11 protein-coding genes are annotated in these 12,657 nt (G+C 44.7%); 3 read left to right on the top strand and 8 right to left on the bottom strand.

Features of this window, described 5'->3' with window-relative positions; all coding sequences use genetic code 11:
- On the top strand, positions 1 to 402 hold a 402-nt coding region (locus QW597_01755), incomplete at its 5' end, for a hypothetical protein (protein MEM0155314.1).
- A gap of 1,079 nt (positions 403 to 1,481) precedes the next feature.
- On the opposite strand, the gene QW597_01750 is transcribed toward QW597_01755, so the two are convergent.
- The 5 genes from QW597_01750 to QW597_01730 all read right to left on the bottom strand — a co-directional run bounded on the left by QW597_01750 (position 1,482) and on the right by QW597_01730 (position 4,287).
- Positions 1,482 to 2,063 (bottom strand): thiolase family protein, encoded by a 582-nt coding sequence (locus QW597_01750; GenBank protein MEM0155313.1) that lies wholly within the window; start codon positions 2,061 to 2,063, stop codon positions 1,482 to 1,484.
- 117 nt (positions 2,064 to 2,180) lie between these two features.
- A complete protein-coding gene (locus QW597_01745) occupies positions 2,181 to 2,621 on the bottom strand; it encodes a hypothetical protein (GenBank protein ID MEM0155312.1) in 441 nt (146 codons plus the stop codon).
- Between the two features lie 38 nt (positions 2,622 to 2,659).
- Positions 2,660 to 3,088 (bottom strand): SDR family oxidoreductase, encoded by a 429-nt coding sequence (locus QW597_01740; GenBank protein ID MEM0155311.1) that lies wholly within the window; start codon positions 3,086 to 3,088, stop codon positions 2,660 to 2,662.
- A complete protein-coding gene (locus QW597_01735) occupies positions 3,085 to 3,360 on the bottom strand; it encodes an SDR family oxidoreductase (protein ID MEM0155310.1) in 276 nt (91 codons plus the stop codon). Before QW597_01735 ends, QW597_01740 begins: the two co-directional genes overlap by 4 nt.
- Before the next feature lie 342 nt (positions 3,361 to 3,702).
- Positions 3,703 to 4,287, bottom strand: coding sequence for a hypothetical protein (locus QW597_01730; GenBank protein MEM0155309.1), 585 nt, complete (start codon positions 4,285 to 4,287; stop codon positions 3,703 to 3,705).
- 187 nt (positions 4,288 to 4,474) lie between these two features.
- On the opposite strand from QW597_01730, the gene QW597_01725 reads away from it, so the two are divergent.
- Together QW597_01725 and fdhF are read left to right on the top strand one after the other, a co-directional pair.
- Positions 4,475 to 5,938 carry an NADH-ubiquinone oxidoreductase-F iron-sulfur binding region domain-containing protein gene (locus tag QW597_01725; protein ID MEM0155308.1) on the top strand — a complete coding sequence of 488 codons (1,464 nt, stop codon included), beginning with the start codon at positions 4,475 to 4,477 and terminating at the stop codon, positions 5,936 to 5,938.
- Complete coding sequence (gene fdhF / locus QW597_01720; GenBank protein MEM0155307.1) at positions 5,926 to 8,598, top strand: formate dehydrogenase subunit alpha; 2,673 nt, start codon at positions 5,926 to 5,928, stop codon at positions 8,596 to 8,598. The genes QW597_01725 and fdhF overlap by 13 nt, the downstream gene beginning before the upstream one ends.
- A 159-nt stretch (positions 8,599 to 8,757) precedes the next feature.
- Here fdhF and QW597_01715 read toward each other — a convergent pair whose 3' ends face one another.
- The 3 genes from QW597_01715 to QW597_01705 form a co-directional block, all read right to left on the bottom strand.
- On the bottom strand, positions 8,758 to 11,022 hold the full coding sequence (locus tag QW597_01715) for a thermopsin (protein ID MEM0155306.1): 2,265 nt from the start codon (positions 11,020 to 11,022) through the stop codon (positions 8,758 to 8,760).
- A 347-nt stretch (positions 11,023 to 11,369) separates the two neighbouring features.
- Entirely contained in the window at positions 11,370 to 12,179 is an 810-nt protein-coding gene (gene fdhD, locus QW597_01710) for a formate dehydrogenase accessory sulfurtransferase FdhD (GenBank protein MEM0155305.1), read from the bottom strand.
- 6 nt (positions 12,180 to 12,185) lie between these two features.
- Positions 12,186 to 12,656: a DUF1641 domain-containing protein gene (locus QW597_01705; GenBank protein MEM0155304.1), complete on the bottom strand. Its 471-nt coding sequence runs from the start codon at positions 12,654 to 12,656 to the stop codon at positions 12,186 to 12,188.
- Position 12,657 lies beyond the last annotated feature (1 nt).

Below are 12,657 nucleotides of genomic sequence, written 5' to 3'. Positions count from 1 at the left end.
AATATAACACATAACCAGACCCTGTTGATCAGTTTCGGCCCGACTTTCGCTCTTGAGGCAACACTGTATCAGCTGCCTACTGCCAACCACAAGTCTTCAGGTGGAACCGTCTACGGAGGCATAAGCTTAACGACCAATACAGTTAGTGTGCCTTTTCTCATGCTGCTGAATGGCAGTACTCTTGCTTTTCCTCTCAAGGCTCCTCCCATAAATATAGCTTCTGGTAGCTATGAACTTGCACTTTCGCTGTTTGTGAATACGAGCTTTCCCGTCCATAACAGCAACTACACTTCAATTCACTTCAAACTCGGAATTACTTCTGTCAGTGTAAACGAGAACCTGAGCGGCTATCTCTTCAGGCAGTCTCCGACAGTTGTCCAGCTCAACGTAACAACATCATGAAGCTCAAGAGGAGACATGACAAACCATAAACGAAGAGTCAATAATAAGTTAAGACCAAGAAATAATAAAACTGCCAGTCGAAGAGTTGATGCAGCGCAAGCAAGACAGGCAAGACATAAACTCATAAAATATGCCTCAGCACCCATAGTTGCATTGGCTCTGGCAATTGCGGGTATTCACTTTGTCTCATCGCCTTCCAAGAAACTGAACAACGTAAGCACACGCCCTCAGGTTATATTATTGACTTAACTAAAATTTCATCATTTCCTGAGTATGTTGGAGGGAATGGTTCCTATACTCTTAATAGCCTCTGAAGCCGGCCCATTTTGCGCCGCGGAAAGTTAGGTAATTTATAAGGGGCTGGCCGCATTTTGTGTCTGGAGTTGCATCCAATACATATAATCTAACTCTTCTAATATATTTCGAGATACGCCTGGACTCACATTCTTGAATAGTGCATATAATAGTCCGAACGTGGTCTTCAATGGCTTTGAGGTATCTAATAGGAATTGGCAGCCTTTACCAAGATTAAACTCAAGTGACCAATCGCTTTTCTCAGATTATGATCAGAATGGAAATATCCCATTCCTTTTGATAGGCGACGTATATCTTCTTACAGAATCTTCGCCTTCTCCTGCATATTTGCAAAATTTAACTTCGGCCGAAGTTATGAAAAATATTAACTTCAGCAATAACAAACCCTACTTGGATGCCATTAACAACACATCTAATATGAATAAGTTGGTAGTTACAGAATTGGAGGTATATCATTCGAGCTCGCAGAAACAAGGCAACCAGATCAAAGGATATCCTCTCCTAGTGATTGCGGCTCCCCGCCCTTCAACTATACCTCCTTTACAGTAATAGTCCCATGCAAGGGATTAACTTCCAACCATCGAGAAAAACTTGAAAAAACCGTAACTGTTTAGTCTGACGGCTGGCGGGTCCATCGACTTAGATTGATCAAACGGGACCACTTTCCTCATTTATAATAATGAAGTCATTTGATCCACATTTAGAACACACCACTCGTTTAAACAAATATTCTTTTGAACAATTGAGACATTTATTAAATTTCATTACGGCACCTCGTATACAAAGGAAGTCGAGTTATTGCTAAACCCTGCCATGCTCACGCTGAAGCCGGTGCTCGCGTTATTTACCTGTCTCTTTCCTGCCTGCCCAGTAAGCTGCAGATATATCTCAGCAGTTTGAGCTACACCACTCGCTCCTATGGGGTGCCCCTTTGAGTTTAGGCCACCGCTTGTGTTGATCGGCAACTTGCCACCAATTTGGGTCTCACCGGTTTCAAGTGCCCTCCATCCCTCTCCTTTCTTGAAGAAACCAACATCCTCAGACTCTACTATCTCTAGAACCGAAGCCATATCATGGAGTTCAGCAACATCTGCGTCAGCCGGTTTCTTCCCTGCTTTTCTGAACGCTTTCCTTGCAGATTCCCTAACTGAGTCAATTGTTGTAAAAGAATATCGCGATGTTATGGATGCGACCCCAGAACTTGAACCTGAACCCGATATCCTTATACATTTATCGCTTAAACTGCTACTGTACTTATCAGAAGTCAACAAAAGGCTTACTGCTCCGTCGCTTACTGGACAGTATTCATAAATCCTCAGCGGATCTGCAATTATTTTTGAATTCATGACTCTTTCAAGGCTAATCTCTTCCTGGAAATGGGCATACGGATTCAGTGCACCATTGTGGTGATTTTTAACTGCTACTGAGGCTATGCTCTCTCTGGACGGGAAAAACTCCCTTATTTAAGATCTAGCCATGAATGCAGCGAGAGACGGCAGTGAAAGCCCCTCTGCCCTCTCCTCAGGTGGTAGAAGGGAGGCAATGATGCCTGTAGATTTCTTAGACGGGAAACCCGTCATCTTTTCAGTTCCTATGACCAACACACTCTTTGCTTGCCCAGAAGCGATTAAGGAGTCTGCCACAAGAAGCGAAGAACCACCACTTCCGCTGGCATTGTCAACTCTCACTGAAGGAACGTCATATATCCCCAAGTGAGTTGTAATCAAATTGTTCAAACCTGAAATGCCATTGAACTCGCCAGAATAGGAGTTAGATATGACTACAAAATCTATTTCATCTCGGAATTTCTTGACTATGGGGAAGGCAGATTCCGATGAAATGGAGAAAATATCCTCGCTTCTCTTTCCAAATTTTGCAAAATTTGCTGCTACGACCGATGCCATAAGATATCTAATCAAACGTTATTAAAAAACCATGTTACTCAGTATCCATCAGGTAGCACAGAACTGAATCCTGCATCGACTTCAAGAATTTGCCCGGTAGCAATGTTATTGTCCATAAACATGCCAATAGCTTCCGAGACACTGATCGCTCCGTGCCTACCTTTTCTGCCAACATAATCTTGGCTTGCACTTTCTCCGCAGTTTTCCTTAGTGATAAATCCTGGGGAGATAGCATTAACTCTTATTTTTTTAGATATAAACTCCTTCGCGAGAATTTTAACCATATAGTCTACTGCGCCTTTTCCTGCCGCATAGCCAATGTTGCTGTTAAGGTATACATTTCTGGCGGCGGAGACCACCACAATTGACCCCCCACTTTCAGAGAAAAGAGGCAATGACGCTTCAACGGCATTATAGAATGTGGCGGCATTGTTGGTGAGTGCTGAATGGAAGTATGCTGGATCTATTTCTTCAACATTTTTTTTCCAAAATATCCTCCTGCAAGGTGAACCACTCCGTCAAGTTTACCGAGGTGATGAACTATTTCACTGAAAGTATTCTTTGTGTTTTCAAAATCCAAAAGGTTGCATCTTCCATAAAAAGCTCCAAGGGCCTTGGCCACGTTTTCTCCCACATCACCTCGGGATAAGATGCCAAGTTCATGGCTCTTTGATTTAAGGAATCTGGATATATTACAACCCATACCATTTCCAACGCCAGATATGATTATTTTAGACATAACGCAATTATAACATAACTCCAATAGAATTTAAGAGTTACGTTTCCTATAGGTTCCTTTAGATTGAACGGTTTGCGTTATTTAACCTAGAATAAAAGATTGATCTGTCCCCATCCTCGGTAACAGAATTATATGTGGTTTCCCCGAGCAGAGATGAGGTAAGGAAAAAGTGCCATTTAATTAGAAAAAAAAGATAGGCATTATCCCAGTTTTTTTTGCAATGGGAACACCTGCAAAGGATATGACACGGGAAACAAGTGGGGGCAGTAACCTATTACAGGTGCTCATCTTTCGTCCCGTTAAATAGATGGCTGTATATTCAGCCCATATTAAATTACGTCATTATAGAGATCGATGCCGGTCGTTCCGCAGAAACACTCCAACTATGGTCACTGTAAGCCCTGTGAGAAAGATCGCAAATCCACCTGCCATTATGCCTGCTAGCTCATCGAACATAGCTCCAGGAAAATATGTGTACACGTATTCTGGACTGGAGTCAGTGAAGATAACAAAGAAATAACTACTGTGGTTTACATTATATATCTGAAGACCGCCCAGTGCCACAGATGGCGTGATTGCAATAGTTGCAATGTTTGACGCATTCACGAGGTGGATATCATCTGCAGCTACCAGACCAAGCGAACCAATTGTGCCATTGCCGAACACAATAATACTACCTGATCCTGAAACATTAATCTCATAGGAGATATATTCCCCTCTTGAAGGCTCGCTGTAATGGGAAGATATAATTGTAGTCTCGGATATTGTTATCCCCCCGATGGCTAGGATTGCCACTCCAGCAATGAGCATTACGACCCCTATCTCTACGAGCTTCTTCCTCATCGAATCCTGAGAGTAAAGTTCCTTATGAAGTTGAAGATTTGAATAATAATTCATTTTGCCAAGAGTGTGTAATTTGGTAGGCATTCAAATATCGCACTACCTGGTTACTGTGGCATCAAACCATTGTGCAATATTAAACGAGTAATTCTAGATCAAACTGATTAGTAAATTTAACTGTATGCATGTGATAATTGATATATTTTAATACAACCACTGAAGTATGAGGTCAATATTATAAATAGATTTCAATCAATGATATCCTGGTGTAGTTTTGGCATTCAAGCGAGCGAATATCAGGCAGATCGAATCGTTTTACTCGTTTCCGACTGAAAGTGAAGGAACAGAATACTGTTCTGGCACAGCATGTTTTGTCGCAAGGTTAAACGATGAGTCGACTTTTGAAGCTGCAATGAGGCAGCCCACGAGAACCTATTGTCTTGGTAAGTGTTATGAGTCTCCCGCATCTTCCGAGAAAGATACTGTGCCAAAGGTGGAAATAAAATCGCGCACGGCAATCGTCCTGGATAACGTTGTGAAGGGACCGATGACAACGGTGAATGAGTATGTAAAATCCGGTGGATTCATGGCACTCAGGAAAGCACTGAAAATGACTCCCGGGGCCATTGTAAATGAGATTGACAGATCTTCACTGAGGGGGCGGGGAGGGGCTGGATTCCCAACGGGGAAGAAGTGGGCGTCTGTTCTTGCCCAGCCTTCAATGGAGAAATATGTAGTAGTAAACGCTGACGAAGGTGACTCCGGAGCCTACATTGATAGGATGATAATGGAGTATGATCCATTCAAGCTCATAGAATCTACGATAATAGCAGGATACGCCACTGGTGCAGAAGTTGGATATATTTACATCAGAAGGGAGTACCCGCGTGCTTTGGAGGTTGTAACTAAAGCAGTAGAGGACTCAAGATCAGTTGGGTTTGTCGGACCCGGAATTCTTGGTTCTCGTTTTAACTTTGAAATCAAAGTAGTTCCCGGAATGGGCAGTTATGTTTGTGGAGAGGAAACTGCACTGCTCAGATCCATTGAAGGTAAGAGGCCAGAAGTTTCTGTAAGACCGCCCTATCCAACGGAAAGAGGTCTCTTCGGAAAACCCACACTAGTAAATAATGTGGAAACTCTGGCTAATATCCCATGGATTATAAACAACGGCGCAGATCGCTTTTCTGAACTTGGATTCTCAAGGAGCAGGGGGACCAAGGCAATATCCCTCAATTCGCTTTTCAGAAACCCGGGGCTTTATGAGGTTGAACTCGGAACAACACTTGATGAGGTTGTCAACGTGATTGGCGGTGGTCTGAAATCCGGGACATTGAAAGGAGTCATCGTGGGCGGCCCAATTGCCGGCATAATTCCACCATCAAAGCTCGGTACCAAGATTGGATATGAAGAGATGAGATCTATCGGCGGAGAACTCGGACATGGAGGAATAGTGGCCTTTGACCATAGAACATCCATTAGAGAACTGATCGCACACGTTGCATCGTTCGTAGCTTATGAATCCTGTGGCAAATGCACCCCGTGTAGACTAGGCAGCAAAGCGGTCGAGGAGATATTCACGGAACGATTAAAGGGAAAAAGTTGGGCAGAAAAGGAATACGATATCCTTTCCGACACCCTTCTGAACACGAGCCTCTGTGGTTTGGGCAGTGGTCTCGGCGAATTTCTGAAAAGCGCCACAGCGAATTATCACGAGGAGGTGAGCGCGTGTTTCGAGTAACCATAGATGGAAAGGAGCAATCATTTCCGGAACAGATTACTGTGCTGAAGGCAGCCAGGGAAATGGGCATAGAGATACCAACTCTCTGTCATGATGATAGGCTTGAAGAATATGGAGGATGTAGGCTCTGCATTGTCAGAATAAATGGAAGGACGCGGCCGGAGACGTCGTGCACAACTATGATCCAGGATGGCATGAAAATTGAAGCGTTTCCAGAAGACATTGAGAATGAGAGAAAAACAACGCTTCGCTTGTTGACCAGGAACGGCGAAATGGATCTCTCAGGACTTGACAGAAGAAAGGAATTCTATCATCATCTGGAACACTATGGCATGATACCAGCAACCGTAAAGGAAAGGATTTCGTTCTCAGCAAGTGAGACGGATCACCCGTTCATTTATGTTGACATGGATAAATGTATCGACTGTTATAGATGTGTAAGGATATGCGATGAGGTTCAGGGTCAGTTTGTCTGGCAGAAGTGGAACAGGGGACCAATGGTAGAGATCCTCGCAGACGGCGGCAAAAGCCTGAGGGACAGTTCCTGCGTTAGCTGCGGGGCGTGCGCTGACACCTGCCCTACAGGAGCCATTGAGGATCTCGCCGTACTCACTGAAGGATATCCAGAGAAATACACAAGAAGCGTTTGTCCGTACTGCGGCACAGGATGCGAGATCAGCATAGGCACAATTGACGACAAAATCGTCGAGATTCTCCCGGTGCAAGATTCTCCTGTGAGCAAGGGGCACCTCTGTGTCAAGGGCCGCTATTCTTTCGGCTTTGTAGATTCACCAGACAGAATCACTGAACCTATGATCAGGGAAAACGGTGAATGGAAGAAAACAACATGGGCGGTAGCCATAAAAGTTGTTGCTGACAACTTTAAAAGATTACTCTCCAAGTACGGGCAAGATTCGGTTGGTGTTCTCGGATCATCCAGGGCAACTAACGAGGAAAACTATCTTTCCCAGAAGTTTGCAAGGATTGTGCTTGGTACTAACAATGTGGATGGCTGTGCAAGGGTGTGCCATGCCCCAACTGCGGCCGGAATGGGAGCAATACTGGGAACAGGTGCTGCCACTAACTCATTTAATGACATAGAAAAAACCAGGACAATGATGCTGGTTGGAGTGAACCCCACGGAAGGTCACCCCATAGTAGGCGCCAGAATCAAGGAGAGAGCACTAAAGGGAGCAAACTTAATAGTCATAGACCCTAGGAAGACGGAACTCGCCTCGATGGCCGATATACATCTCCAGATTAAACCGGGCACCAATATCGCCTTATTAAATGCAATGGCAAACGTCATTGTGACCGAGGGGCTTGAGGACGAAGATTTCATAAGAGAGAGGATAACCAACTTTGATCAGTATGTCAAGAAAATCAAGGAATGGACACCAACTAAGGCTGCCCGGATCTGTGGAGTTAGCAGCTCAAAGATAAGAGAGGCAGCTCGCACTTATGCGATTCAGAAACCTTCTATGCTGTTTCACGGACTCGGCGTGACTGAACACTCTCAGGGTACGGATGGCGTAATGGACGTTGTTAATCTTGCCCTACTCACTGGAAACATTGGTATAGAGGGGTCAGGCGTCAATCCGTTGCGCGGGCAGAACAATGTGCAGGGATCAGCGCACATGGGATGCGAACCGTCGAAACTTACCGGATATATCCCCATAGAAGCAGGAAGACAGAAATTCGAGGATGTATGGAGGGCTAAGATACCCTCAAACAAGGGACTGGATGAAATGCAGATGTTAGATGCAGCTGCATCTGGGAGTTTAAAAGGGATGTGGGTCATGGGCTGGGACGTTTACATGTCTAACCCGAACATGAAGTACACGGAAAAGGCATTCAGTTCCATGGATTTCATTGTAATCCAGGATTTCTTCATGAACGAGACAGCGAAGAAATTTGGATCGGTATTTCTTCCAGCGGTTTCATCATACGAAAAAGACGGCACTTTCATGAACTCGGAAAGGAGGGTCCAGAGAGTGAGGAAAGCCATAACTACGAGAGGAGAATCTAAAGCCGACTGGGAAATAATCGATCTCGTGGCAGGGGAAATGGGTTTTGGGGAGTACTTCAATTTCAGAAGTCCAGAGGATGTCTGGAATGAAATCAGGGAAGTCTGGTCCGGTGGCCATGGAATAACTTATGGAAGGATTGAAAATGGAGGGTTACAGTGGCCTTGCCCGAATGAGAGCCATCCAGGGACAAAAATTCTGCATAGTGACAGTTTCACACTAGGTAAAAAAACGGCTCTTGCAGTAATTGACTATCATCCCACCACTGAAGTTACTGACAGGGACTATCCGATACTGCTTTCAACTGGAAGGTCCCTTTTTCAGTTCAATGCCGCCACAATGACCAACAGGTCTGGAAATAGGGCATTCCGAGATACGGACTACGTCTATATCTCCAGAGGGGACGCCAATAAGCTAAATCTGGAAATCGGGCAGAGGGTCAGGCTTGTAAGCAGGTATGGAGAAGCTGTTACCAAGGTTTCAGTGGATTTTGACTTGAAAGATGGTACAGCATTTGCCACTTTCAACGACCCGGAGGTAAGACTAAACCAGATCACTGGGCAGAACAGGGACTCGAAGCAGAACACTCCAGAATACAAGGTGACAGCAATAAGGATCGTTCCCGTTAATTAACGATGAGGGCGATCCCGCGAGCTATTTTCGTTTGCAATCTTGTTTCCTAATTTATGGCTGTCAAGTAGAGGCCATTAATCCTTCTGGGTTCTTAACTGCACCATTTATCAAAAAAATGAAAAAAAATTTGGATTAGTTGGTAAAAAGGCACTCAACTAATCATGCATACATATTGTAGTTGTCGTCCTGATCCCCCTGATGGAAATATCCAAAGACAATTGGGTGGTAGTCATAACCGGAAGTGATCTGGCCAAAGTTGTTGTAAGGTCCGGTTCCGGGGACATAGTTCCACCAGTAGTTATGGTTCCAGTTGTCCCTGTATGCCACCGAGCTTCCAGAGTATATGCTGTAATCCGGGCTGAGTGCTGTGTTGTACACCGTGAAGAAATTCCCCGTTATGAGGTTGTCACTGCTGTATACGGAGAGTCCAACAGGTCCGCTCGCCACTTCAGTCAGCGTTGGCGATACCGCTATGGGAGCATAATTCGTGCTGTTCAGAGTAGGGGACTGTGCAAAGATATTGCCTATTATGTAGTTGTGGCCCATCTGGGAGGCAGTGTTGTATACAAGCATAGAGCTGTCAAGGGCGTTGAAATAATTGTTTTCTACCAGGTTATACTGTGAGTTCCACAGGACGAGATTAGCCACGGGGAATCCGCTCTGCTCGTAGGAGAACCATCCACTGATATAGTTGTTAGAGATCACAGTGTTGGACGTCTGGTACAGGAATATTCCCAGGTCATTTGTTGATGGAAGCTCGAAGAAGCTAATTATGAGTGCAGAAGGTGCGTAGTCCATGTAATTGACTGTAAATGTTGGTGCATGTGTTATCAAAACTGGGGCCGTCACGTCACTGAGGAGGATACCTTGGAAAGCCGGAAAGACATAGTCATTGAGCATGCCAAATAGCGGATTCAGGTAACCAGTGTATGAGGGATTGTTATATAGCACATATTGGCTGTTGTGCCATCCAAAACTCGGGTATGATATGTATTTCAGCTGAGCATTGCCAAAGGCGTAAAGTGGAGTGTAAACGCCAAGTTCAAAGTTTTGCACTAGGCTTATCTGAACGTTGCTTCCCGTGAGAGTAACATACTGTGGATTATAGTTGCTGAGCATTACCTCGGCAGCCAATATTCCATAAGGTAGGGTAAATGAAAACTGTCCAGTGCTGCTTAGAGGTACCCATGAAGCGAGTGTCTGATTGAATGAGCTTGTCGGAGAGGCAAACATAAACGAGTTAGGCGGGTTCACCGTTCCAGTGAAGGTGGTCATTTGTGTACCTGCTGGAGAAATTCCCCACATTCCGTAGACATAGGAAGGACCAGCAGTAAGTGTCGCCACATCATTTGAGTTCCAAGATACTGCGACCCCTTGAGAGGTTTCTCCGGTTTCAGATCCGACGTCAAATGTGTTTGGGAACGGATTATAGCTGGTTCCGGAAAGGTATTCTAGCTGCATCGTGGCACTTATTGCCTGTACGTTTGCAGTGCTTCCTCCTCCAGGTCCTCCGATCATTATCTCGGCATCATAGGGGATGAACCCAGTTGGCGTAACAGTGTTACCGCTGATGAGAAACTGAGGGTTGGGGGCAACGTATGCAGTATTCGGACTTATGGAGTTGAAGATGACTTCATCGTATGTTCCGGATACATAGTTTCCACCCCATGAAAGAGAGTAGTTGAAGAAAACCGTGGATCTACCTCCGACTACCGAGGTGTTAAGGTAAAGGTCAAGGGTGAAAGGATAGGTTACCTGGAATGCAGGTCCGATTGCAATGTGAACACCAGTATATGGATACACAATGCCAGTGGAGCTGTATATGGCATTTCCAGTCAGGTAGGTAAGAGGACTGGAGAAATTCCAGATGTTGTCTTCAAAGGAAAGAATGTTAGTCCTTGCTGAAAATAAGACCACATTCTGTGTCCACATTGAGTAATTGCTATGTCCGAACAATGCAACGTTATCCAGAACGGCATTCAACTGGAAAGTGACGCTGTTTGGTCCATCGTCAAGTGCATAGAAATCCTTCAGGTTGTTGATGGTCAAAGATGCCATTATATCAGACGTAGTAAGATTGTAGGCAGTGAACCCGCTAGAACTCGGTGCCACTCCATAGGCTCCAATTCCCATTGGTGCTGGCGCGGAAAGGTATGATGGCAAAATAGCTCCACCCTCCTTATGGACAGGTGCGTTAAAGTTCGGAAGCATTACCGCGGTGGCAGGAATACCTTTTTGGGCAGTATCCTTCATTATCTGCGCAGCTTTTCCGCTCAGCGCTATTCCAGGAGCAGAGCTTGCCGATGTGCTCTGGTGCGTGGAGCTACCATTAACAAAAGTCCCTCCAACTATGGCAATCGATGACAAAACCATGGCAAATGCTACAAAAACCGCAATTACCAAAACAATTTTCCGTTTTAACATATGTTATCACCTGTTATACTGCATACACATATTTGAGAGTTTTTCTCATATTTTTGGACAAGTTATCACTATTATTTGGCATAGAAGCTGCGCTATTAGAGTACTTAATTAATGATTCCATAAGAAGTATAGCTGTTGCGATTTATGTAAACTTTTCTTAGGAGCAGTGTTAGCCGATAGCAATTCTAGTTAACTATAGATTCAAATTTTTACACAACTACGGTTCGCAAGAGTTAAAGCCACTTGTAGCACCCCTCGCTATTATCTATGCAGTGGCACTCTCCTGTAGATCAGAATTCTGAAATTTCGTAAATGCAACCAATCTGCCATTCCAGAGCACTTGTGATTCAGGCCAATATTCTTTGTGGGTTGGCGTAAACATTAAAGCGGTCATTCCTCACGAAACAGACAAGCGTGATGCCGAATGTCTCGGCAACATCTATAGCAAGGCTAGAAGGTGCAGATACTGAAGACACGATAGGTATTCCTGCCATGGCAGCTTTCTGGAGAATTTCGAATCCACCCCTTCCACTGATCTGCAGGACCGTATTCATTTTCCCTATCAGTCTATTTGATAACATGTATCCTATGCACTTGTCGACTGCATTATGACGGCCAATATCCTCCATCGTAACAAGATGCCTCCCCGATACATCAAAAAGTGAAGCTGCATGGATCCCTCCAGTATAACCGAATAACTTCTGTTTTCGCCTCATTTTCTCCGGAAGCGATAGAAGCATTCTGGAACTGATTCTGGCAGATCCGTGAACAACCCCGACTCCTTTCAGAAAAATCTCATTTATATTGCTCTTTCCACATACTCCGCAGCTGGAGCTCATGTAGAAATTTCTGCCCGTGTGATATGTATTTTTCGTGTCGCATGAAAGTGACACTTCGACAACGTTTCCGTTCTCAATGATCCTGACAGATGTTATGTCGTCGAATTTCTTTATGAAACCTTCGCTGAAAAGGAAACCAATGGCAAGCTCCTCATCATTGACGGGTGTTCTCATTGTTACAGCTATGCTTTCCGCTTTTCCATTGTGTAGCAGTCTGATCTCCATAGGTTCTTCAGTCACAATATTGTCCGAATCCTCTGTCCAGCCCATCGGTTCAGAAAATCTTGTCACACGTTCGATGGCAACACCCGTTTCCACTTATTCTCACGTTCCCTCTTTTCTAGTCTGTTTTGTGAAACCTTTCATAGTACCGACGAGTATCCTTAATCCGGCGCTTGCGTCGCTGTCTTTGAATAGAGATAACATTGAGAGCAACCCAAGCGGTTTCAGGTTTTTCTCGTCGTTTCCGCCGTTCATTTCGCTGGCTGCGTTCTCCATGAAACCTCTTACCATACCCGGAGGTAACCTTGACAACAGTGTGAATATGGACGACAGGTTCAGCATGAAATTCTCCATGCGATCATCGGTAAGCCCATCCATCAGCTCCGCCAGAACATCCTGGTAATTGCTTGCAAAAGAGGCAATCATAGAAAGAATGCCACTTTCGCTTAATGCCTTGATTGCTGCCATTGCTTCCGAGATTGGCTTCGCCGATTCAAGAAGCAGCTTAGAAATAACCTGCTGCTCGTCTAGGCTCTCTTCATCGGCTTTAATCTCCGCTATTGATTCCGACATT

The sequence above is a fragment of the Thermoplasmataceae archaeon genome (assembly GCA_038729425.1).
Classification (GTDB): domain Archaea; phylum Thermoplasmatota; class Thermoplasmata; order Thermoplasmatales; family Thermoplasmataceae; genus B-DKE.
The sequence above is the reverse complement of the archived record's forward strand: the minus strand, read 5'-3'. Positions and strand labels throughout refer to the sequence as shown.